This is a genomic window from Streptomyces sp. ATCC 21386, assembly GCF_018728545.1.
Taxonomy (GTDB): Bacteria; Actinomycetota; Actinomycetes; order Streptomycetales; family Streptomycetaceae; genus Streptomyces.
This window is the reverse complement of sequence record NZ_JAAVVL010000001.1, coordinates 7,244,327-7,267,052: the sequence shown is the minus strand read 5'-3', so window position 1 is coordinate 7,267,052 and position 22,726 is coordinate 7,244,327. Positions and strand designations below refer to the sequence as shown.

20 protein-coding genes and 1 riboswitch are annotated in these 22,726 nt (G+C 70.1%); of the genes, 11 read left to right on the top strand and 9 right to left on the bottom strand.

Annotated elements, in window-relative coordinates:
* Positions 1 to 84 precede the first annotated feature (84 nt).
* Positions 85 to 1,896 carry a hypothetical protein gene (locus GWK25_RS31265; RefSeq protein WP_215454763.1) on the bottom strand — a complete coding sequence of 604 codons (1,812 nt, stop codon included), beginning with the start codon at positions 1,894 to 1,896 and terminating at the stop codon, positions 85 to 87.
* Between the two features lie 84 nt (positions 1,897 to 1,980).
* The gene (locus tag GWK25_RS31260) at positions 1,981 to 2,190 is read right to left on the bottom strand and encodes a hypothetical protein (protein WP_215454761.1); all 210 of its coding nucleotides are present in this window, start codon (positions 2,188 to 2,190) and stop codon (positions 1,981 to 1,983) included.
* 135 nt (positions 2,191 to 2,325) lie between these two features.
* Between GWK25_RS31260 and GWK25_RS31255 the strand changes: the two genes are divergently transcribed.
* Positions 2,326 to 3,300 (top strand): carbohydrate kinase family protein, encoded by a 975-nt coding sequence (locus GWK25_RS31255; protein ID WP_215454759.1) that lies wholly within the window; start codon positions 2,326 to 2,328, stop codon positions 3,298 to 3,300.
* 68 nt (positions 3,301 to 3,368) lie between these two features.
* On the opposite strand, the gene GWK25_RS31250 is transcribed toward GWK25_RS31255, so the two are convergent.
* Positions 3,369 to 4,751, bottom strand: coding sequence for a cysteine desulfurase/sulfurtransferase TusA family protein (locus tag GWK25_RS31250; RefSeq protein ID WP_215454757.1), 1,383 nt, complete (start codon positions 4,749 to 4,751; stop codon positions 3,369 to 3,371).
* 303 nt (positions 4,752 to 5,054) lie between these two features.
* On the opposite strand from GWK25_RS31250, the gene coxB reads away from it, so the two are divergent.
* The 4 genes from coxB (at position 5,055) to GWK25_RS31230 (ending at position 9,632) form a co-directional block, all read left to right on the top strand.
* On the top strand, positions 5,055 to 6,014 hold the full coding sequence (gene coxB / locus GWK25_RS31245; RefSeq protein WP_215454755.1) for a cytochrome c oxidase subunit II: 960 nt from the start codon (positions 5,055 to 5,057) through the stop codon (positions 6,012 to 6,014).
* Positions 6,011 to 7,750 carry a cytochrome c oxidase subunit I gene (gene ctaD / locus GWK25_RS31240; protein WP_215454753.1) on the top strand — a complete coding sequence of 580 codons (1,740 nt, stop codon included), beginning with the start codon at positions 6,011 to 6,013 and terminating at the stop codon, positions 7,748 to 7,750. The genes coxB and ctaD overlap by 4 nt, the downstream gene beginning before the upstream one ends.
* Complete coding sequence (locus tag GWK25_RS31235) at positions 7,747 to 8,145, top strand: cytochrome c oxidase subunit 4 (protein WP_033528182.1); 399 nt, start codon at positions 7,747 to 7,749, stop codon at positions 8,143 to 8,145. The genes ctaD and GWK25_RS31235 overlap by 4 nt, the downstream gene beginning before the upstream one ends.
* Positions 8,146 to 8,288: 143 nt before the next feature.
* Positions 8,289 to 9,632: an Ig-like domain-containing protein gene (locus GWK25_RS31230; protein WP_251829112.1), complete on the top strand. Its 1,344-nt coding sequence runs from the start codon at positions 8,289 to 8,291 to the stop codon at positions 9,630 to 9,632.
* Here the strand turns inward: GWK25_RS31230 and GWK25_RS31225 are convergent.
* On the bottom strand, positions 9,629 to 10,042 hold the full coding sequence (locus GWK25_RS31225) for a hypothetical protein (protein ID WP_215454750.1): 414 nt from the start codon (positions 10,040 to 10,042) through the stop codon (positions 9,629 to 9,631). The genes GWK25_RS31230 and GWK25_RS31225 overlap by 4 nt on opposite strands.
* A 145-nt stretch (positions 10,043 to 10,187) precedes the next feature.
* Between GWK25_RS31225 and GWK25_RS31220 the strand changes: the two genes are divergently transcribed.
* The 6 genes from GWK25_RS31220 (at position 10,188) to GWK25_RS31195 (ending at position 17,518) form a co-directional block, all read left to right on the top strand.
* A complete protein-coding gene (locus GWK25_RS31220; RefSeq protein WP_033528179.1) occupies positions 10,188 to 10,808 on the top strand; it encodes a heme-copper oxidase subunit III in 621 nt (206 codons plus the stop codon).
* Between the two features lie 97 nt (positions 10,809 to 10,905).
* Positions 10,906 to 11,715 carry a c-type cytochrome gene (locus GWK25_RS31215; protein WP_033528178.1) on the top strand — a complete coding sequence of 270 codons (810 nt, stop codon included), beginning with the start codon at positions 10,906 to 10,908 and terminating at the stop codon, positions 11,713 to 11,715.
* Positions 11,712 to 12,767, top strand: coding sequence for a ubiquinol-cytochrome c reductase iron-sulfur subunit (locus GWK25_RS31210; RefSeq protein WP_215454748.1), 1,056 nt, complete (start codon positions 11,712 to 11,714; stop codon positions 12,765 to 12,767). Before GWK25_RS31215 ends, GWK25_RS31210 begins: the two co-directional genes overlap by 4 nt.
* Positions 12,764 to 14,404: a cytochrome bc complex cytochrome b subunit gene (locus GWK25_RS31205; RefSeq protein WP_215454746.1), complete on the top strand. Its 1,641-nt coding sequence runs from the start codon at positions 12,764 to 12,766 to the stop codon at positions 14,402 to 14,404. Before GWK25_RS31210 ends, GWK25_RS31205 begins: the two co-directional genes overlap by 4 nt.
* A gap of 154 nt (positions 14,405 to 14,558) precedes the next feature.
* Positions 14,559 to 15,623: an anthranilate phosphoribosyltransferase gene (gene trpD / locus GWK25_RS31200; protein ID WP_215454745.1), complete on the top strand. Its 1,065-nt coding sequence runs from the start codon at positions 14,559 to 14,561 to the stop codon at positions 15,621 to 15,623.
* Positions 15,624 to 15,914: 291 nt separating this feature from the next.
* Positions 15,915 to 16,030: riboswitch (SAM riboswitch) on the top strand.
* 126 nt (positions 16,031 to 16,156) lie between these two features.
* Positions 16,157 to 17,518, top strand: coding sequence for an aminotransferase class V-fold PLP-dependent enzyme (locus GWK25_RS31195; protein WP_215454744.1), 1,362 nt, complete (start codon positions 16,157 to 16,159; stop codon positions 17,516 to 17,518).
* On the opposite strand, the gene GWK25_RS31190 is transcribed toward GWK25_RS31195, so the two are convergent.
* The 5 genes from GWK25_RS31190 to GWK25_RS31170 all read right to left on the bottom strand — a co-directional run bounded on the left by GWK25_RS31190 (position 17,479) and on the right by GWK25_RS31170 (position 22,696).
* Entirely contained in the window at positions 17,479 to 18,723 is a 1,245-nt protein-coding gene (locus tag GWK25_RS31190; RefSeq protein WP_215454742.1) for a glycerate kinase, read from the bottom strand. The two genes, GWK25_RS31195 and GWK25_RS31190, sit on opposite strands and share 40 nt — an antisense overlap.
* A gap of 24 nt (positions 18,724 to 18,747) precedes the next feature.
* Entirely contained in the window at positions 18,748 to 20,163 is a 1,416-nt protein-coding gene (locus tag GWK25_RS31185; protein ID WP_215454740.1) for an SLC13 family permease, read from the bottom strand.
* 110 nt (positions 20,164 to 20,273) lie between these two features.
* Complete coding sequence (locus GWK25_RS31180) at positions 20,274 to 20,948, bottom strand: response regulator transcription factor (protein ID WP_215454738.1); 675 nt, start codon at positions 20,946 to 20,948, stop codon at positions 20,274 to 20,276.
* 28 nt (positions 20,949 to 20,976) lie between these two features.
* A complete protein-coding gene (locus GWK25_RS31175; protein WP_215457731.1) occupies positions 20,977 to 22,467 on the bottom strand; it encodes a HAMP domain-containing sensor histidine kinase in 1,491 nt (496 codons plus the stop codon).
* Positions 22,400 to 22,696: a small secreted hydrophilic protein gene (locus GWK25_RS31170; RefSeq protein WP_215454736.1), complete on the bottom strand. Its 297-nt coding sequence runs from the start codon at positions 22,694 to 22,696 to the stop codon at positions 22,400 to 22,402. The genes GWK25_RS31175 and GWK25_RS31170 overlap by 68 nt, the downstream gene beginning before the upstream one ends.
* Positions 22,697 to 22,726 lie beyond the last annotated feature (30 nt).

The following is a 22,726-nucleotide window of genomic DNA, read 5'->3' as shown; positions in this document are numbered from 1 at the left end:
CCAGTCGGTACGACGAAGGCGGCGACCCCCTCCGAGGGGTCGCCGCCTTCGTCGTCCGGCGGCTGACGGGGCCACCGGGGCTGCCTACCGGGGCTGCGATTCCGCCATCCCGCCCTCAGGAATGGCACTGCCGTCCGACCCGACCACCTTCCGGTCGCCCAGCGGCTTCTCCAGCGGCACCGTCCGCTCCACCACCTTGGCGATCATGATGCAGACCTTGCCCTCCCGCGGGGTCTCGGTCACGGTGACCCTCACCTCGCCGGACTCCTCGCTCACCGAGGCCGAGTAGTCGCTGCAGACGCCGCCCCAGAAGGACACGGTCAGCTCGTTCCCGTCGGCCGTGTAGCCCTGCACCTGCACATCGTGCGAGTCCGAGCCGGTCGGTGGGGTGTCACCCGGCTCGCCGGGGCGCTCGGTCGGCTCCGAGCGAGGCTCCGGGGAGGCCAGATGCTTCGGGTCGACCGCCGGGTGCGTCACGGTGTAGCTGTCCCCGGCGCCCGCCGGCCGCACCTCGAACATCCACGACGGCACCAGCGCCGGGCGACCGTCCACCGGATGCGACGCGAGCCCGAACACCGCGTTCTCGACGGTGACCGGCTCCGGTTTCGGCAGCGCGCTCATCCGCTCGCACGGCGTCTCGTCCGCGACGACCGTCCCCTTCTCCCCGGCCGTCCCGTTCTCGCCCTCCAGCGGTACGGGGCCGGTGCAGCCGCCGATGCCGCCGCGCTCGGTGCCGACGCTCTGGCCCGAGCCGTTCAACAGCTCCAGCGCCCGTTCCGCGTCCACGACGGGATACGTGTCGCTCTTCACCGGCGACTTCAGGTTGCCGCTGCCGCCGACCACCTGACCGTCGGCGCCGACCTGGACACCGGTCGACCAGCCGTACGTGGGGAGCCCATCCACCTCGGGATCGGCGTTGACCACCCGTACGGCACCCGTCAGCTGACCGGCGTCGAGCTTGGCGTCGTCCTGGCCGACGGCCTTGAGCACGGGTGCCGCCGCCTTTCTGGCGACCGCCTCGCTCACCGGGTCTCCGCTCTCGGCGGTGCCCGAGGTGCAGACGTCGGCCTTCCGGCAGTCGTCGGTGCCCGGCGTGTACCGGTTGAAGGTCCAGGTGCCCGGCGCCTGCTTGTTCACCCGCAACACCGGTCCCGAACCGTCCCCGGCCGCCCCCACCTGCCAGGCCTCGCCCTCGGTGGTCGGCTTGCCCTCCACCCCGAGGGCCTTCGCCAGCCGCGCGACCTCCGCGGCGGTCACCTCGCCCTTGACCACATGGACGGCGGCGGAGTCGGGCCCCTTGGGCAGGTCGCCGTCCGCGCGATAGGTCACCCCGTGGGGATCGGGTTCACCGGGCGCGATGCCGTTCGAGCCGTCGCCGGTGTATCCGTCGAGTGCGAGGGGCGGGGGAGAGCCGTCACCGCCGGGCGAGCCGGAGCGTCCGCCGGCACCGCCGGACCCACCGGAGGAGGACGAGGCGAGGAGCGCCCCACCACCGCCGACCACCAACACGGCGGCCGCGACGGAGGCGACGACCAGCCGCGAACGCGGGGGCCGAGGGCGGGTGCCGGGGTCACTCCGTGCGGCACCGGGATTCGAAGCCGAAGCCGAAGCCGAAGCCGGATCGGAAGCGGAGGCCGGACTGGCATCCGAAGCCGGACTGGCATCCGAAGCCGGACTGGCATCCGAAGCCGGACTGGCATCCGAGGCGGAAGCCGACGCCTGCTGGGCCTGCCCGGCCTGCCCGGTCTCCTCGGCCTGCCCGGTCTCCTCAGCCCCCTCGGTCCCCTCCGGCTTCGCGGTCTTCCCGGGCGTGCCCGCAGCCCTGAGTACCTCCGGGGCGTCGGGCTCGGGGCCCTCGTCCGGGTTCTCGGGGTTGTCGGGTCGCTCGGGGTTCACCGCATCGCTCCTTCGGCAGGTCGTACACCGCCTCCCCTATACGGGGGACAGCGATGGGACGCGGCGGAGGAGCCGATGGTTCCCTCAGTCGCCGTACACCGGCATCGCGTCCACCAGCCGCGCGGACGTCACCGGCACCGTCACCCCGTGAATGAGCGAAGGAGACACCGGAGCCGTAATGACCTTCGTAGGGGCCGCCCAGTGCGGAGCCATCCGGGCGCAGTCGCCACGCAGCGCCGCGAGGTCGCCGTCCAGGTCGAGCGGAACGGTGCCGTGGATCTTGGGGTTCGTCATAACGGCACCGTACGCACCGGGAACCTCACGAAGAAAGACCTACTATCAGGTAGTTTTGCCTGCTTCAGGCGGGCTGGACGACCCGGTAGCGTGAACTGTCAATCCCCTCTCCCTTCGCAGGAGTGTGTCCTCGCCGTGCGTATCGCAGTCTCCGGCTCCATCGCCACCGACCATCTGATGACCTTCCCGGGCCGCTTCGCCGACCAACTCGTCGCGGACCAGCTGCACACGGTCTCCCTCTCCTTCCTCGTCGACCAGCTCGACGTACGTCGAGGCGGTGTCGGCGCGAACATCGCGTTCGGCATGGGACAGCTCGGCACGCGGCCGATCCTGGTCGGCGCGGCGGGCGCCGACTTCGACGAGTACCGCGCGTGGCTCGACCGGCACGGGGTGGACACGGCCTCCGTGCGCATCTCCGAGACGCTGCACACGGCCCGCTTCGTGTGCACCACGGACGCCGACCACAACCAGATCGGCTCCTTCTACACCGGCGCGATGAGCGAGGCCCGCCTCATCGAGCTCAAGACCGTCGCCGACCGGGTCGGCGGCCTCGACCTCGTCCTGATCGGCGCGGACGACCCGGAGGCGATGCTCCGCCACACCGAGGAGTGCCGCTCCCGGAACATCCCGTTCGCCGCGGACTTCTCCCAGCAGATCGCCCGCATGGACGGCGACGAGATCCGGATACTGCTGGACGGCGCCACGTACCTCTTCTCCAACGAGTACGAGAAGGGCCTCATCGAGTCGAAGACCGGCTGGTCGGACGCGGAGATCCTGGCGAAGGTGGGCCACCGGGTGACCACGCTCGGCTCGCGCGGTGTCCGCGTCGAGCGCGACGGCGAGGACCCCATCGAGGTCGGCTGCCCCGAGGAGGAGCGCAAGGCCGAGCCCACGGGTGTCGGGGACGCGTTCCGCGCGGGGTTCCTCTCCGGCCTGGCCTGGGGTGTCTCGCTGGAGCGGGCGGCGCAGGTGGGCTGCATGCTCGCCACGCTGGTCATCGAGACGGTGGGCACGCAGGAGTACGCGTTGCGCCGGGCGCACTTCATGGACCGCTTCGAGAAGGCCTACGGGGACGAGGCGGCGGCGGAAGTGAAGAAGCACCTGAACTGAGCCGAGCCTTTTCCCCGCGCCCCAGAGGAGAGGCCTGCGGCCTCATCCTCGGGGGCGCGGGGCGCCCGTCAGCTCACCCGTCGCACCACGTACGCCGACCCCCGCTCCACCGGCTCCTCGCCCACGTACTCCTGGCCCCGCATCTCGCACCACGCCGGGATGTCCAGGCGGGCCGCCTCGTCGTCCGACAGGACGCGGACGGTGCCGCCGACGGGGACGTCCCCGATCACCCTGGCCAGCTCGATGACGGGGATCGGGCACCGCTTGCCGAGGGCGTCCACGACGAGGGCGTCCTCCTGGACGGCCGTGACGGTGCCGGTCACCGGCGCCCCCAGCTTCTCCCGCACCGTCGCGACCGTCCCCGGCAGCACGGACAGGAACCGCTCGACGTCCTCGGCCGCCGCCCCGGCCGGCAGGGACACCCGGACGTTCCCCTCGCTCAGCACCCCCATGGCGCGCAGCACGTGGCTCGGCGTCAGTGTGCTGCTCGTGCAGGAGGACCCGGAGGAGACGGAGAAGCCCTCGCGGTCCAGCTCGTGCAGCAATGTCTCCCCGTCGACATAGAGACAGGAGAAGGTGACGATCCCCGGCAGCCGGCGCTCCGGGTCGCCCACCACCTCCACGTCCGGCACCAGTGACGGCACCCGCGCCCGGATCCGCTGCGTCAACTCCCGCAGCCGCACGGCCTCCTCGTCGGCCTCGGCCCGTACGGCCCGCAGCGACGCGGCGGCCGCCACGATCGCCGGGATGTTCTCGAAGCCCGCCGCCCGCCCCGACTCCCGCTCGTCGGCGGGCCCTTGCGCCACGAACCGCACCCCCTTGCGGACGACGAGCAGCCCGACTCCGGAGGGTCCGCCCCATTTGTGGGCACTGCCGGTCAACACCGACCAGTCCCCGTTCACCCGCCCCCATCCGAGCGACTGCGCCGCGTCCACCAGCAGCGGCACGCCCGCCGCCCGGCAGACCTCCGCCACCTCGGCCACCGGCTGCTCGGTCCCCACCTCGTGGTTGGCCGACTGCAGACACGCGAGTGCCGTGTCGGGGCGCAGGGCCTCGGCGTAGGAGGACGCGGCGACCGCCCCCGTGCGGGCCACCGCCACCCGGGTGACCGTCCCGCCGTCGGCCTCGTGCGCCTCCGCCGCATGCAGCACCGAAGAGTGTTCGACGGACGACACGATCAGGTGGCGGCCCACCCGCCGCCGCCCGGCCAGCACCCCCGCGATCCCCGAGTGCACCGCCCGGGTCCCCGACGAGGTGAAGACCAGTTCGTCCGCCCGGCATCCGACCGCCTCGGCCGCGGCCTCCCGGGCCGCGTCGAGCAACAGCCGGGCCCGCCGCCCCTCCCGGTACAACCGCGCGGGGTCGGCCCACCCCTCGTCCAACGAGGCCGTCAGCGCCTGCCGCGCGACGGGATGAAGAGGAGCGGAGGAAGCAGAGTCGAAGTAGGCCACACCCCAACGCTAGAGCCTCGGGCCGGAACAAAGGGGTGCGGGGAAGTGCGCGAACGGCCACAACGCGCGCGCACCCGCCAAATCGCCCGAACTCCCGAGCTATTAGGCGCACCCGCCCACCCCGGCTAGCCGCTACAAGTGACCCCCGGCGAGTTGGGCCCCCCTCCCCGCGCGACCCCAAAACGCGTCCAGTAGGGTTTGGTCCGCATAAACATCCAAACCCCTGCCCGTCGCAGGGCGGCGACCGACCAGCGAGAAGGCCGCAGCCATACCGCGCGGGCGAGACTCTCGGGAAGGCGCTACGTGAGTCCCAACGGCTCCGACCGCTCGCCGCGGCGCCCGATGCGGCGGAAGCTGCTGCAGGCAATGACCGCAGGCCTGGTCCTGGCAACCGCAACCGGTTGCACATGGGAGGACTTCCCCCGCCTGGGTATGCCCACCCCGACCACGGAAGAGGCTCCGCGGATCCTCTCCCTGTGGCAGGGGTCGTGGGCGGCCGCGCTCGCCACGGGCGTGCTGGTGTGGGGCCTGATCCTGTGGAGTGCTTTCTTCCACCGGCGCAGCCGCACCAAGGTCGAAGTTCCCCCACAGACCCGGTACAACATGCCCATCGAGGCGCTGTACACGGTCGTCCCGCTGATCATCGTCTCGGTGCTCTTCTACTTCACCGCCCGCGACGAGTCGAAGCTCCTCGACACGTCGAAGAAGCCCGACGTCACCGTCAATGTCGTCGGCTTCCAGTGGAGCTGGTGCTTCAACTACATCGAGAACGTCGACGGCGTCACCGGTGACGCGAAGACCGACAAGAACCTGGACGCGGTTCCCACCAAGTGGAAGAACCAGTTCCCGGACAACGCGGGCGGCGTCTACACCTGCGGTATCCCCGGCGACGAGAACCCGCAGACCGGCAACCCCGGCCCCACCCTGTGGCTGCCCGAGGGCAAGACGGTCCGCTTCGTGCTGACCTCGCGTGACGTCATCCACTCCTTCTGGGTCGTGCCGTTCCTGATGAAGCAGGACGTCATCCCGGGCCACACCAACGTGTTCCAGGTGACGCCCAATCAGGAGGGCACCTTCCTCGGCAAGTGCGCCGAGCTGTGCGGCGTCGACCACTCCCGGATGCTCTTCAACGTGAAGGTCGTCTCCCAGGAGCGGTACGAGCAGCACCTGAAGGAGCTGGCCGAGAAGGGCCAGACCGGTTATGTCCCGGCGGGCATCGAGCAGACGCAGCACGAGAAGGACCGGGAGGTGAACCAGCTGTGAGCATCGTCAACGAACCCCAGGGCACCGCCGCAGACGAGGGCTCGTACGAGGACGAGCTGCCCGTCCGGCGCAAGCAGCCCGGCAACGTGGTGGTCAAGTGGCTGACCACCACCGACCACAAGACCATCGGCACCCTGTACCTGGTCACGTCGTTCGCGTTCTTCTGCATCGGCGGCGTCATGGCGCTCTTCATGCGCGCCGAGCTCGCCCGCCCGGGCACGCAGATCATGTCGAACGAGCAGTTCAACCAGGCGTTCACGATGCACGGCACGATCATGCTGCTGATGTTCGCGACGCCGCTGTTCGCCGGATTCGCCAACTGGATCATGCCGCTGCAGATCGGCGCGCCCGACGTGGCGTTCCCGCGGCTGAACATGTTCGCGTACTGGCTGTACCTCTTCGGCTCGCTCATCGCGGTCGGTGGCTTCCTCACCCCGCAGGGCGCGGCCGACTTCGGCTGGTTCGCCTACAGCCCGCTGTCGGACGCGGTCCGCAGCCCGGGTATCGGCGCCGACATGTGGATCATGGGTCTGGCCTTCTCCGGCTTCGGCACGATCCTCGGCTCGGTCAACTTCATCACCACGATCATCTGCATGCGCGCGCCCGGCATGACGATGTTCCGCATGCCGATCTTCACCTGGAACGTGCTGCTGACCGGTGTCCTGGTCCTGCTCGCCTTCCCGGTCCTCGCGGCCGCGCTGTTCGCCCTGGAGGCGGACCGCAAGTTCGGGGCCCACATCTTCGACCCGGCCAACGGCGGCGCGCTGCTCTGGCAACACCTCTTCTGGTTCTTCGGCCATCCAGAGGTGTACATCATCGCCCTGCCGTTCTTCGGCATCATCTCCGAGGTCATCCCGGTCTTCTCCCGCAAGCCGATGTTCGGCTACATGGGCCTGATCGGCGCGACCATCGCGATCGCCGGCCTCTCGGTGACGGTGTGGGCGCACCACATGTACGTCACCGGTGGTGTGCTGCTGCCGTTCTTCTCCTTCATGACGTTCCTCATCGCCGTACCGACCGGCGTGAAGTTCTTCAACTGGATCGGCACGATGTGGAAGGGCTCGCTGTCCTTCGAGACCCCGATGCTCTGGGCGACCGGCTTCCTGATCACCTTCACCTTCGGTGGTCTGACCGGTGTCATCCTGGCCTCGCCCCCGATGGACTTCCACGTCTCCGACTCGTACTTCGTGGTGGCGCACTTCCACTACGTCGTCTTCGGCACCGTGGTGTTCGCGATGTTCTCCGGCTTCCACTTCTGGTGGCCGAAGATGACGGGCAAGATGCTCGACGAGCGCCTCGGCAAGATCACCTTCTGGACGCTGTTCATCGGCTTCCACGGCACGTTCCTCGTCCAGCACTGGCTGGGTGCCGAGGGCATGCCGCGCCGGTACGCGGACTACCTCGCGGCCGACGGCTTCACCGCGCTCAACACGGTCTCCACGATCGCCTCGTTCGTGCTCGGTCTGTCGATCCTGCCGTTCCTCTACAACGTGTGGAAGACCGCCAAGTACGGCAAGCCCGTCGGCGTGGACGACCCGTGGGGCTACGGCCGCTCCCTGGAGTGGGCGACCTCCTGCCCGCCGCCGCGGCACAACTTCCTCACCCTGCCGCGGATCCGCAGTGAATCCCCGGCGTTCGACCTGCACCACCCGGAGATCGCCGCGCTCGAACAGCTCGCGCACGGCGGTCCGGCGGCCAACGAGCTCGCGACCAGCGGCAAGGAGGCCGGCAAGTGAAGGTCCAAGGCAAGATGTTCATCTGGCTGAGCGTCTTCGTCCTCGCCATGGCGATCGTCTATGGCGTGTGGTCGAAGGAGCCGGCCGGCACCACGGCGCTCTTCCTGGCCTTCGGCCTGTGCATCATGGTCGGCTACTACCTGGCCTTCACGGCCCGGCGGGTCGACGTGGGCGCGCAGGACGACAAGGAGGCCGACGTCGCGGACGACGCCGGTGAGCTGGGCTTCTTCAGCCCGCACAGCTGGCAGCCCCTCGCCCTGGGCGTGGGCGGCGCGCTCGCCTTCATGGGCGTCGTCTTCGGCTGGTGGCTGCTGTACTTCTCCACCCCGATCATCCTGATCGGCCTGTGGGGCTGGGTCTTCGAGTACTACCGCGGCGAGAACCAGAACCAGTAGCACGCGCCTGTAGCACGCACCGCGCGCACGGAAGCCCGGACACTCCGCCAGGAGGTCCGGGCTTCCCCCTTTCGCCACGGCGTACGTAGCCCACATGGGTCACCCGGCGCGCCGCGCCCGACGGGCGTTTCTACGTTGAACCCATGAGCACTTCAGAACTTTGCAAGGGCGCCACAGCCGGTGTCGAGAGCCCGACCGTGCTCGACCCTTCGGGCCTCCGCGCGCTCAGCCTCTCGACACCGGCGCGCCCGCGCCGTAACCGCATAGTCGTCGGCTGCACCCTGCTGGTGGTCGCCCTGGGAGCGGGCGTCACCGCCTGCGGTTCCGGTGGCCACCCCCTCTCGGGCACGCCCTACGACGCGACCGACCACGTCTCCTTCAACGCCCCCACCCGCGACGGCGAGAAGGCCGACCCGGACAAGCCCCTGGAAGTCACCGCCAAGGGCGACGGGCGCATCACCGACGTCACCGCCGTGGACGCCGCCGGACGCTATGTGGCGGGCGAACTCTCCGAGGACGGGGCCCGGTGGCACTCCACGTCACCGCTCGCCGCCCACGCCCGTTACACGGTCCACGTGAGCACCGAGGACGAGGACGGCGCCCCCGGCCGCGAGACCGTCGCCTTCGACACCGGCCGCCCGCTCACCAAGAAGCGTCTGAACGTCACCTTCGGACCGAAGGAGGGCCGGTACGGCGTCGGCCAGCCCGTCACCGCCGAGCTCAGCCGGCCGGTCAAGGACAAGGCCGCCCGGTCCGTCGTCGAACGGGCGCTCAAGGTGGACTCCACGCCCGCCGCGGAGGGCGCCTGGCACTGGGTGGACGACAAGAAGCTGCACTACCGGCCCAAGGAGTACTGGCCCGCCGAGGCCACCATCCGGGTGCACAGCAACCTGGAGGGCCTCAAGATAGGCGACCGGCTCTGGGGCGGGAAGGCCGAGCCGATCCAGCTGACCACCGGCGCCAAGATAGTCGCCGTCACGGACGCCGCCGCACACCAGATGACCGTCTACAAGAACGACGAGGTCGTCAAGCGGATACCGGTCACCACCGGCATGCCGGGGTACGACACCCGCAACGGCGTCAAGGTGGTACTGGCCAAGGAAGGCACCGTCCGCATGACCAGCGCCAGCATAGGCGCGTCCGACTTCTACGACCTGACCGTGCACCACTCCGTCAGGGTCACCAACAGCGGCGAGTACGTCCACGCCGCCCCCTGGTCCACCGGCTCCCAGGGGTACGCCAACGTCAGCCACGGCTGCACCGGCATGAGCATGGACAACGCCCAGTGGTTCTACGACACCATCAACGAGGGCGACATCGTCGAGGTCGTCAACTCCGCCGGTGACACCATGGCCCCCTTCGGCAACGGCTACGGCGACTGGAACCTCGACTGGAAGAACTGGCGCGAGGGCAGCGCCCTGGTGGGCGGCACGAAGGAAGTACCCGGACCCCAGGTACAGGCTCGCCTGAGGCCCGAGTCGGTCTAGACGAGACCTTGAGCGCTCAGCGCCTGCCGGCTGCGGAGCAGGGCGGCCAGCGCCGCCGCGAACTCCACCGGCTCCACCGGCAGGGTCACCGCCGCGTCCGCCCGGCTCCACGTGGCGAGCCACGCGTCCTGCGGCCGCCCGATGAGCACCAGCGCGGGCGGGCACTCGAAGATCTCGTCCTTGATCTGCCGGCACACCCCCATGCCGCCCATGGGCACGGCCTCGCCGTCGAGGACACAGACGTCGATCCCGCCCCTGTCCAGTTCCTTGATGACGGCGGCGGGGGTCGCGCACTCGATGAACTCCACGGCCGGCACGTCAGGAGCGGGGCGGCGCCCGGTCGCGAGCCGCACCTGCTCCCGGGTGTTGGAGTCGTCGCTGTAGACCAGCACCGTGGCGGTCGGCTGCATTGTTCCTCCGTGACGTCAGCGTCTTAAGGACAGGGCCCGATGCGCGGATGCTACTCCCTCGAACCCCACGTCAGCACCGGTACGGAAGGGAGCAACACTCCGAACGGCACCCCCCGGAGTGAGGGCGGGATAAGCGACCGACATAATGTCGGTCGTGGCGACAGCAACGACAGTAGAAACCGGGCACGCGCACCCGTCGGTCAACCGGCCGAACCTCACCAGCGTCGGAACCATCATCTGGTTGAGTTCCGAGCTGATGTTCTTCGCGGCCCTCTTCGCGATGTACTTCACCCTGCGATCGGTGACCGGTCCGGAGTTCTGGTCGGAGAAGGCCGACACCCTGAACTTCCCGTTCTCGGCGACGAACACCACGATCCTGGTGCTCTCCTCCCTCACCTGCCAGCTCGGCGTGTTCGCCGCCGAGCGCGGGGACGTGAAGAAGCTCCGGATGTGGTTCATCGTCACGTTCGTGATGGGTGCGATCTTCATCGGCGGTCAGGTCTTCGAGTACACCGAGCTGGTCAAGCACGAGGGCCTGTCGCTCTCGTCCGACCCGTACGGCTCGGTCTTCTACCTGACCACCGGCTTCCACGGCCTGCACGTGACGGGCGGTCTCATCGCCTTCCTGCTGGTCCTCGGACGCACCTACGCGGCCAAGAGGTTCACCCACGAGCAGGCGACCGCGGCCATCGTCGTGTCCTACTACTGGCACTTCGTCGATGTCGTCTGGATCGGCCTCTTCGCCACGATCTACATGATCAAGTAGATCGGCGGCCGGGCCGGGCGACCGACGCGCCGGCCTCGCACCGAGAACGACCCTTCCAGAAGCACCGACGCAGAAGATCCTGACACCGGGGTAATCCGTGAAAAAGCTCTCCGCACGACGACGCCATCCGCTGGCGGCGCTCGTCGTCCTAACCATCGCGCTGGCGGCCTGCGCGGGGCTGTACACCGCCTTCGCACCCGCGGACAAGGCGGTGGCCGAAGAAACCGCGCAGACCCTCACCATCGAGGAGGGCAAGAAGCTCTACGCCGTCGGCTGCGCGAGTTGCCACGGCACCGGCGGTCAGGGCACCTCCGACGGTCCCAGCCTCGTGGGTGTGGGCGCGGCGGCCGTCGACTTCCAGGTCGGCACCGGCCGTATGCCGGCCCAGCAGCCGGGCGCGCAGGTCCCGAAGAAGCCGGTCGTCTACTCGCAGGCCGAGATCGACCAGCTCGCGGCGTACATCTCCTCCCTGGGCGCCGGCCCGGAGATCCCGACCGAGAACGAGTACGACCCCGAGGGCGCGGACATCGCCGAGGGCGGCGAACTCTTCCGGACCAACTGCGCTCAGTGCCACAACTTCACCGGCAAGGGTGGTGCGCTGTCCGAGGGCAAGTACGCGCCGTCCCTTGAGGGTGTCGACCCGAAGCACATCTACGAGGCCATGCAGACGGGCCCGCAGAACATGCCGTCCTTCCCCGACACCACGCTGTCGGAGGAGAACAAGAAGGACATCATCGCGTACCTCGACGCGGTCAACAGCGACGACACCGTGGAGCCCGGTGGCCTCAGCCTCGGCGGGCTCGGCCCGGTCAGCGAAGGCCTCTTCGGCTGGGTGTTCGGGCTCGGCGCGCTGATCGCCGTCGCCGTCTGGGTCGCCGCTCGGACCGCAAAGGCCAAGAAGTCATGAGTAGCCAAGAGATTCCAGAAGAGAACCTGCCCATCGAGCAGGACGCGCACGGCGCGGTGACGGTCGCGGACGAGGAGAACCCCTTCGCGGACCCCGGCCTGCCGCCCCACGAGCACCGGGTCCAGGACATCGACGAGCGGGCCGCCAAGCGGTCCGAGCGCACGGTCGCCCTGCTGTTCACGGTGTCGATGCTGGCCACCGTCGCCTTCATCGCCTCGTACCTGGTGATCGACGTCGACAAGTCGATCTACGTCTGGCCGATCGGTCACATCAGCGCGCTGAACTTCGCGCTGGGCATGACCCTGGGTCTGTCGCTGTTCTGTATCGGCGCCGGCGCGGTCCACTGGGCCCGCACGCTGATGTCGGACGTCGAGGTCGCCGACGAGCGTCACCCGATCGAGGCCTCGCCCGAGGTCAAGGCCAAGGTCCTGGCCGACTTCAAGCAGGGTGCCCAGGAGTCCGCGCTCGGCCGCCGCAAGCTGATCCGCAACACGATGTTCGGCGCGCTGGCCCTGTTCCCGCTCTCCGGTGTCTTCCTGCTCGGCGGCCTCGGCCCCGCGCCCGGCACCAAGCTGCGGCACACCACCTGGGCCAAGGGCAAGAAGCTCGTCAACATGAACACCAACGAGCCGCTGCGTCCCTCGGACGTCGCGGTCGGGTCGCTGACCTTCGCCATGCCGGACGGCCTGGACGAGCACGACCACGACTTCCAGAAGAACATCGCCAAGGACGCCCTGATGATCGTTCGGATCCAGCCGAACGACATCAAGGACAAGCGCGAGCTGGAGTGGTCCCACGAGGGCATCGTGGCGTTCTCGAAGATCTGCACCCACGTGGGATGCCCGATCTCGCTGTACGAGCAGCAGACGCACCACGTGCTCTGCCCCTGCCACCAGTCCACCTTCGACCTCGCCGACGGCGGGCGGGTCATCTTCGGCCCCGCGGGTCACGCCCTTCCGCAGCTGAGGATCACCGTCGGCGAAGAGGGCTACCTCGAAGCGGTCGGCGACTTCGAAGAGCCCGTCGGTCCTGCCTTCTGGGAGCGCGGATGAGTACTACGCCCACCACCGACGCACGCGACAAGCGTGCCAAGGCACCGGCCGGCGAGCGCGTCGCCGACTGGGCCGACGGCCGGCTCGGGGTCTACTCCCTGGCCAAGGCCAACATGCGCAAGATCTTCCCCGACCACTGGTCGTTCATGCTGGGCGAGATCTGCCTGTACAGCTTCATCATCATCATCCTCACGGGTGTGTACCTGACTCTCTTCTTCCACCCGTCGATGAACGAGGTGGAGTACCACGGCAGCTACATCCCGCTGCAGGGTCAGCTGATGTCCGAGGCGTTCAACTCGACCATGCACATCTCCTTCGAGGTGCGCGGTGGTCTGCTGATCCGGCAGATCCACCACTGGGCCGCGTTGATCTTCCTCGCCGGCATGTTCGTGCACATGATGCGCGTGTTCTTCACGGGTGCGTTCCGCAAGCCCCGTGAGGTCAACTGGCTGTTCGGCTTCCTGCTGTTCGTCCTCGGCATGTTCACCGGCTTCACCGGTTACTCGCTCCCGGACGACCTGCTCTCCGGCACCGGTGTCCGCTTCATGGAGGGCGCGGTCCTGTCCGTGCCGATCGTCGGCACGTACCTGTCGTTCTTCCTCTTCGGCGGGGAGTTCCCGGGCGGCGACTTCGTGGCCCGCTTCTACTCCGTCCACATCCTGCTGCTGCCGGGCATCATGCTCGGCCTCGTGGTGGCGCACCTGATCCTGGTCTTCTACCACAAGCACACCCAGTACGCGGGTCCCGGCAAGACGAACAACAACGTCGTCGGCATGCCGCTGCTCCCCGTGTACATGGCGAAGGCCGGCGGCTTCTTCTTCCTGGTCTTCGGCGTCATCGCGATCATCTCGGCGATCGCCACGATCAACCCGATCTGGACCATGGGCCCCTACCGGCCGGACCAGGTCTCCACCGGCGCCCAGCCCGACTGGTACATGGGCTTCTCCGAGGGTCTGATCCGTGTCATGCCGGGCTGGGAGATCAACTTCTGGGGTCACACGCTCGTCCTGGGCGTGTTCATCCCGCTGGTGATCTTCCCGTTGGTCCTGGTCGCGATCGCGGTCTACCCGTTCATCGAGTCCTGGGTCACCGGCGACAAGCGCGAGCACCACATCCTGGACCGCCCGCGCAACGCGCCGACCCGTACGGCCTTCGGCGTCGCGTGGATCACCTGGTACATGGTCCTGCTGATCGGTGGTGGAAACGACCTCTGGGCGACCCACTTCCACCTGTCGATCAACTCGATCACCTGGTTCGTCCGGATCGCGTTCTTCGTGGCCCCGGTCCTCGCGTTCGTCGTCACCAAGCGCATCTGCCTCGGCCTGCAGCGCCGCGACAAGGACAAGATCCTGCACGGTCGCGAGACCGGCATCATCAAGCGCCTGCCGCACGGTGAGTTCATCGAGGTCCACGAGCCGCTCAGCCAGGAGCAGCTGCACACGCTCACGGCGCACGAGCAGTACAAGCCGGCCGAGCTCGGCCCCGCGGTCGACGAGAACGGTGTCGCCCGCAAGGTCTCGCGCCTGGAGAAGGTCCGCGTCAAGCTGAACAAGGGCTACTACGGCCCGGACAGCCAGATCGCCAAGCCGACCGTCGAGGAGTACAAGGAGATCACGAGCGGCCACGGCCACCACTGATCGCTTCGCTTCGCCACACACGGTCGAAGGGCCCCCGTCCGATCTTCGGACGGGGGCCCTTCGCCGTGCCCCGACCTGGATAGGGTGGGCGTATCAGTGATTTCGCGGTCCGCGTGGCATCCCCTGCTCGCGGCTACGACACCCAGGAGCGGCTATGAGCGCTGTGACCCCCGCTGGAGGCGACACCGCGGCGGGCCGTTCCTGGCCCGCCGTGCTGAACGCGCTGCTGTCCGGGCACGACCAGGACGCCGGTGCCACCTTCTGGGCGATGGACCAGATCATGCGCGGTGAGGCGACGGACGCGCAGATCGCCGGGTTCGTGGTCGCGCTGCGGGCCAAGGGGGAGACCGTCGAGGAGATCACCGGTCTCGTCGAGGCGCTGTACGAGCACGCCAAGGTGATCGAGGTGTCGGGGAGGACCGTCGACATCGTCGGTACGGGCGGGGACGGCGCCAAGACGGTCAACATCTCCACCATGTCGTCGATCGTCGTCGCCGGTACGGGCGCGAAGGTCGTCAAGCACGGCAACCGGGCCGCGTCGTCGGCGTCCGGGGCGTCCGACGTGCTGGAGAAGCTGGGCGTCAATCTGGAGCTGACGCCGCAGCGGGTGGCCGAGGTCGCCGAGGAGGCCGGGATCACCTTCTGCTTCGCGGTGAAGTTCCATCCGGCGCTGCGTCATGTGGCCGCAGCGCGTGGGCAGTTGGGCATCAGAACCGTCTTCAACGCGCTCGGGCCGCTGGCCAACCCGGCGAAGGTGCGGGCCCAGGCGGTCGGTGTGGCCGACCCCCGGATGGCGCCGATCATGGCCGGTGTCTTCGCCGAGCGCGGCAACTCCTCGCTGGTCTTCCGCGGGGACGACGGGCTGGACGAGCTGACGACCACGGCGACGTCGCGGGTGTGGGTCGTACGGGACGGCAAGGTGACCGAGGAGGGCTTCGACCCGCGTGACGTGGGGTTGGAGCTGGTGCCGGTGGAGGCGTTGCGCGGGGCCGACGCCTCGTACAACGCGGATGTCGCGCGGCGGCTGCTGGCCGGGGAGACGGGACCCGTGCGGGATGCGGTGCTGCTGAACTCGGCGGCGGCGCTGGTGGCGTTGGAGCCGACGTCCGGGCCGCTGGCGGAGCAGTTGCGGGGCGGGATGGAGAAGGCGGCGGAGTCGATCGACTCCGGGTCGGCGCGGCGGGTCCTCGAGCGGTGGGTCGCGGCGACGAACCGGTAGTTCTCCGACTGAACCGGTAGTTCTCCGACTGCGGGTGCGTGGGGGCTGGTCGCGCGCAGTTCCCCGCGCCCCTGAAAAGCATGGGCTGCGCCCCATGCCTTTCAACTCGCGGCCCCGCCGCTTTTCAGGCCCGAAGGGCCTGGTCTTCTAGGGCGCGGGGATGTGCGCGAGAAGCCCCACCGGGCCCGCGGTCGCCAACGAACCGTCCCGCCCCCGAGCTAGCAGGCGCCCCATTCCGGAATCCGGACTCGAGTTGCGGCGCGGCGATCACTTCACGTACGTTCTGGTTCAGGTCATGAGTGACAGCCCATAGCCCCGGCTGGCTGTCCGGCAACCCTCCTTCCGTGGCGGGGTGCCCCGGGTGAAGACCGGGTCGTAGGCAGCGAGGTCTACGGCAAGCGCGGTTTCGAGGGAGTCTTCCGTGAGCAAGCGAATGCGATAGGGCCGCCGAGCCCCGCCTCCGCGCACCCCTTTCTCTTCTTTCTCCTCCTCCGCATGCCTTCCTTCGGCATGCCTCCTCACGGGAGCACCCCATGTCTGTCTCCACCCTTGCCGCCGACCAGTCCGTTTGCGCCCCGCTGCCCGTTCTGGGCCGGGATGTCACCGTCCCGCTCGTCACCGGCGGAGAGGTCAGCTACGCCGCGCTCGACTACGCGGCCAGCGCCCCGGCCCTGCAGCGCGTCTGGGACGACGTGGCGGCGTACGCGCCCTACTACGGCAGCGTCCACCGCGGCGCCGGCTACCTCTCCCAGCTGTCGACCGACCTCTTCGAGAACGCCCGCAGGACCGTCGCGGAGTTCCTCGACTGCCGTGCCGACGACCAGCTGATCTTCACCCGTTCGACGACGGACTCGCTGAACCTGCTGGCCCAGGCGCTCCCCGCCGACTGCCAGGTCTTCGTCTTCGAGACCGAGCACCACGCCTCGCTGCTGCCGTGGCGGCACGCGCGGGTCACCTACCTGGACGCGCCCCGCACGCCGCGGGAGGCCGTCGCCACCCTGGAGGCCGCCCTCGCCGAACGCGACCCGCACGGGCCTGCGCTGGTCTGCGTCACCGGCGCCTCCAACGTCACCGGCGAGATCTGGCCGGTGCGGGAGCTGGCCGCCGCCGCGCACGCCCACGGCGCGCGGATCGTCCTCGACGCCGCCCAGCTGGCCCCCCACCACCCCCTCTCCGTACAGGAGTTGGACGTGGACTGGGTCGCCTTCTCCGGCCACAAGCTGTACGCGCCGTTCGGTTCGGGCGTCCTCGCCGGCCGCGCCGACTGGCTGCGCGCGGCGGACCCGTACCTCGCGGGCGGCGGCGCCAGCCGCAAGGTGACCCGGCGCACCGACGGCGGTGTGGACGTCGAGTGGCACGAGACCGCCGCCCGGCACGAGGCCGGTTCGCCCAACGTCATCGGCGCCTACTCCATCGCCGCCGCCTGCAAGGCGCTCACCGAGGCCGGGTTCGACACCCTGGTCGCCCGTGAGCGGCACCTGATCGACACCGTGCGCGCCGGGCTCGCCGAGGTGCCCGAGGTGCGGATCCTCTCGCTCTTCGGGGACGACGCCCCGCGCGTCGGCGTCATCTCCTTCGTCGTCGAGGGCTGGAACAGCTCCCACTTCGCCGCCGCCCTGTCCGCCGAGTACGGCATCGGCGTACGCGACGGACTCTTCTGCGCCCACCCCCTCGTGCGCACCCTCCTCGGCAGCGACCCGCAGACCCAGGGCGAGTGCGGCGCCCCCGAGGCCGCGCCCGGCGAGCGCTCCCTGAACGCGATCCGGGTGAGCTTCGGCGCGGGCACCCCCGACGAGCACGTGGAGCGGTTCGTGAGCGCGGTGAAGGAGCTCGTACGGGACGGCGCGCAGTGGAACTACCGTACGGAGGACGGGCGTTGCGTTCCGGCCGTCTGACGCTCGGCCGTCTGACGCTCGGCAGGCCGGCTGCCTGCCGTCACCCGTGCGCCCAGGACGATCATCCGCAGGGCCCGTTCCGTGGCGTCGGTGAGGAGCTCGCTCGCGCGGAGCATGGCCTCCGCCAGGGCCATCGGGGCGGGCAGGATGCCGGTGTACGCGTCCACGCCGGGTACCTCGTGCGCGCCCTCGCCGAGCGTGCCCGCGAGGGCGAGGACCGGGCGGCCGTGCAGCTTGGCGCGCCTGGCGACCTCGGCGGGGACCTTGCCGCGCGGTGTCTGGTGGTCGAGGGCGCCCTCGGCGGTGATGACCAGGTCGGCGCGGGCGAGCCGGGCGTCGAGGTCCAGGTGGTCCAGCAACACCTCGAAGCGGGGGAGCAACCGGGCGCCCAGGGCGGCCAGTCCGGCCCCGAGTCCGCCGGAGGCGCCGGTGCCGGGGCCGTACCGGAGATCGGTGCCGGCGGGCACGTCGGGCAGGTCGCGGGTGAGGACGTACGCCCAGTTCTCCAGGGCCGTGGAGAGCTCCTCGACCTGCTCCGGTGTCGCCCCCTTCTGCGGGCCGAAGACCCGGGCCACGCCCCTCTCGCCGCACAGCACGTTGAACGGGTTGCAGGCCACCAGCAGCTCCACGTCCTTCAGACGGGGGTCGAGACCGGACGGGTCGATCCGGTCCAGTCGGGTCAACTCCCGCCCTCCCACAGGTAGTTCACGACCGGCGGCGTCCAGGAGGCGCGCTCCCAGCGCCTGGAGGGCACCGGCCCCGCCGTCCGACGTACCGGAGTCGCCGCAGCCGATCAGGATCCGCCCCACTCCGGTGTCGAGCGCGGCACGGATCAGCTCGCCGACGCCGTACGTGGTCGTCGCGCCGGGGTCGCGCAGGGCGGCGGGGACGAGGGAGAGTCCCGCGACGGCGGCCATCTCCACCACGGCCGTGTCCGTCATTTCGGAGGCTGGGGAGCCGAGGAGGGCGAAGTGGGTCTCGAGCGGTTCGCCGACCGGGCCGGTGGCGAACCGGGGGACCAGGCGGCCCCCGGTGGAGGCGGCCAGCGCGGCCGCCGTGCCCTCGCCCCCGTCCACCAGGGGGATGAGGTCCACCTCGGCGTCGGGGACCGCCCGGCGGACGCCTTCCGCGATGGCCTCGGCGGCGGCCTCGGCCGACAGGGACTCCTTGAAGCCACTGGGGGCCACGGCGACTCGGTTCAGCATGTTCTCAGGGCTCCTGACGAAGGGTTACGGGACGAGCGGGACGCCCATCAGCGGCCAGACCGCCAGGGCGAAGAGCACGATCAGGGCGGCGGTCAGCGGGGCCAGGACGGCGGAGAGCCGCAGCAGGTCGCGGGGGGTGTAGGTGGGAGTGCCGGGGAGGTCGGCGAAGAGCGCGACCGGCTTCGCCGAGGCGGGGAGGGTGTGGCAGAAGCCCGCCGCGGCGGTGGAGGCTAGCGCGGCGGCGACCGGATTGACCCCGGCACCCACGGCCGCCGCGACCACCAGCGGGACCAGCACCGACGACCGTGCCGACCGCGACTGCAGCACCAGATGCGCGGCCGTGCTCACCGCCACGACCACGGCCAGGAAGAGCGGCGGTGTGAGCCCCGCGGGCAGCCCGGAGACCAGCCACTTCGCCGCCCCCGAGTCGCTGAGCGCGACGCCCATCGCCATCGTCGCGGCCATGAACAGCAGCATCGACCAGGGCACGGTCCTCAGCGCGTCCTTCAGCCGCACGGTGCCCAGCGCCGGCGAGCAGGCGACGACCGCCCCGATCAGCGCGACCACGGCCGGCGGCACCCGGTGCAGCGGCTCGCTGCACCACAGGACCACGACCGTGGCCAGCAGCAGGGCGCACCGCGACTCCGCGGCCGACCAGGGGCCGGACACCGGTCGCTCGCTGTGGAGCTGGATCTCCTCGACGGTGACGCGCACGAGGCCCCGGCGGTCCGCGCGGCGGGTCGTCGTCAACAGGACGGCCTCGGCCGCCAGATGGGACGACACGATGGCCAGCGGCAGCCCCAGCAGCAACCACTGGGTGAAGCCGATCCGGTCGCCGGTCGCCTCCCACAGCACCGACACGGTGATCAGATGCGCGCCCGCGCCGATCAGGGTCGCCACCGCCGACAGCAGGATCACGGTGGGGAACAGCAGCGCGAGCATCACGACCAGTCGTCGCCGGTCGGCCAGCGCCTTCGCCAGGGCCAGGAACACGGGCAGCGCGAGCGCGGCGCGGCCCGAGGTGGCGGGCACGGCGAAGGCGGTCACCACGAGCGCCGCCGTCGTCAGGTGTGTCAGCTGCCGTACGGTGCGCGCGCCGCTGACGAGAAAGGCCGCGGCCCGGCCCGCGAGCCCCGTCCGGGTCACCGCCGCCGCCAGGACGAACGCGCAGATCAGCAGCCATACGGTGTCGTCGCCGAGGGTACGGAAGAGGGTGTCGTCGCTGATCACTCCCGTGACGGTGAGGGCGAGGCCGGCGCCGAGGGCGATGTAGGTGTCGTCGATCGGGGTGCCGATCCACGCGCAGGTCGCCAGCGCGAACACCGCGAGGGTGAGGCGGGCGTCTCCGCCGAGGCCGACGAAATTGCCGGGTACCGCGAGCAGGGCGCAGAGGGAGAGGGCCACGCAGAGGGAGGCGGCGAGACGGAGGGTCAGGGTCACGTCTTCAAGGGTTCGACCCGGGGGTGAGTCCTTGATGAGGCGTTGATGAAGGGAACTTCACGTCGGTCTTCGGCCGCGGGCCTGTGGGGGGCGCGCAGTTCCCCGTGCCCCTAGAGGGGCGCGGCTGCGGGCAAGCGGTAGCCCATGCCCCGCACCGTCTCCAGTTGTGCGGCTCCGAGCTTCTTCCGCAGCGCCCGTACGTACACGTCCACGATGTTCGACCCCGGGTCGAAGTCGTAGCCCCAGACGTGGGACAGGATCTGCTCCCGGGACAGGACCTGGCCGGGGTGGCGCAGGAACAGTTCCAGCAGGACGAACTCCCGCGCCGTCAGGTCCACCAGGCGCTCCCCGGCCCTCGCCCGCCGCGTCCGCAGGTCCAGGGTCAGTTCGCCGCTGCGCAGCATCGTCACCTCGGGCGCCCGTGCGGCCGTACGCAGCCGGAGGCGGACGCGCGCGAGCAGTTCCTCGAAGCGGAACGGCTTGGTCATCCAGTCGTCGGCGCCGCCCTCCAGGCCGGCCACGGTGTCGCGTACGGAGTCGCGGGCGGTCAGCACGATCACCGGGACGGTCACCCGGGCCTCGCGCAGCTCGCGCAGGACCGTGAAGCCGTCGCGGCCGGGGAGACCGATGTCGAGGACGATCAGGTCGAAACCGCCGGTGAGGGCGTAGTCGTAGGCCGCGTCGCCGTCGCCGACCACGGTCGTGGTGAAGCCGCCCGCGCGCAGGCCCTTCTCCACGAACGAGGCGATGCGTTCCTCGTCCTCGACGATGAGGATGCGGTTCACGGGCGAGCTCCTTCGGTGTCCGTCGGTTTCATGCGCGTGCCTCCTCCAGAGTCAGGACGAAGGTCGCGCCGCCGCCCTCGGTCGGGTGCAGCCGGACCCGGCCGCCGTGGGCCTCGGCGATCGCGCGGACGATCGACAGACCGAGCCCGGCGCCTGAGCCGCGGGCGCCGCGTCTCGCCGTACCGCGCCGGAACCTCTCGAAGATCACCTCGGTGTCCTGCGGTTGCACCCCGGGCCCCGAGTCGACGACGTACAGCTCGATCGACGCACCGTCGGCGCGGGAACCGATGCGGATGCTCTGGCCGGCGGTGGTGTGCTGCACGGCGTTCTGGGCGAGCTGGACCATCGCCTGCGTGATCCGCTGGGGATCCAACTCGACCTGCCGGTCGGCCACTTCGGCGAGCTGCCAGTCGCGGTCGCCCAGAGTGCGGGCCTTGACGTAGACATCGGCGGTGAGTTCGGCGAGCTGGACCGGTTCGGGACTGACGAAGTCGGGCCGTTCGGCCTTGGCGAGCAGCAGCAGGTCCTCGACGATGCGGCTCATCCGGTCCAGTTCGTCGGTGACCAGCCGGACCGTCTCCTCGCGTTCGGCGGGATCGTCCCCCATCAGCTCCAGATGGCCGCGCACGATGGTGATGGGGGTGCGCAGCTCGTGCCCCGCGTCGTCGACGAACTCCCGCTGCGCGGCGAACGCCCGTTCCAGCCGGTCGAGCATCCCGTTGAACGTCTCGGCGAGGGCGGCCACGTCGTCCCTGCCGTGCACCGGGATGCGCCGGGTGAGGTCCTGCTCGGTGAGCTGCGCCGCGGCGGACCGCACGAGCCGTACGGGCTTGAGGATCCGGCCCGCGACCACCCAGGCGATACCGGTCGTCATCAGCAGGGCCACCCCGGAGATGGCGAGGAGCACCCGGAACACCTCGTCCGCGCGTCGCTGCTCGCCCGCCGGATGGAAGGCGACCACGAACGCCGCGTCCGCCGCGGCCCCGTACCGGGCCACCTCCACCTTCGCCCAGCGGATCTCGCCGGTGGGCCGTTCCAGGGTGCCCGATGAACGGGGAGAGTCGAAGATCTTCCGCTGGGCGTCGGCGTCCTTGTACAACGGCAGCGCGACGGCGACCTCCCGTTGCTGTCTGAGCCATCGGGGGGACTGCCCGGGCCGGCCGACGAGTCCGATCAGTTCCTCGTGGACGTCTGCGTTCTGCCGTTGCAGGAAGACGGTCAGCAGCCGGGCGGGCTCGGTGAAGGGCCGTCCGGTCTCCGGATCGACGCCCTCCTCCTGGAGGTTGGTGAACTCCCCGGCCTCCTGGACCAGCAGTTCGTCGACCCGCTGGTCCACGTCCCGCAGGAGGATCGACCGCGTGGTCGTCGCCACCGAGGCGAGCGCCACGGTCATCACGAGCAGCAGCCACAGCAGGATCCGGACGCGGGCCGAGACCCGCCCGCGCGGTCGGTCAGCCTTCGTCACCGGGGCCGTCGTCGGCGTCGTCCCGGCCGTCCTGCTCGGCGGCGTCGTCGTCATCGTCGTCACTCGCGGAACTGTCGGTCACCGGGGGCCGCGACACGACCTCGTCACTGGGCGTTGCCTCCGGCCGTGACGGCGTGGGACTGGGCGACCCGCTCTCCAGCTCCACTTTGGAGGGCACCTTCGGCGGCTGCGGGCTGTCGGTCAGGGCGAAACTGGTCGCGGCGATCCCGAGCGGAATCGCCACGACGGCGGCGAGAGCCGCGATCCGGCGGGAGAAGACCATGGGGACGATCCTGCGGAGGAGACCCGTCGG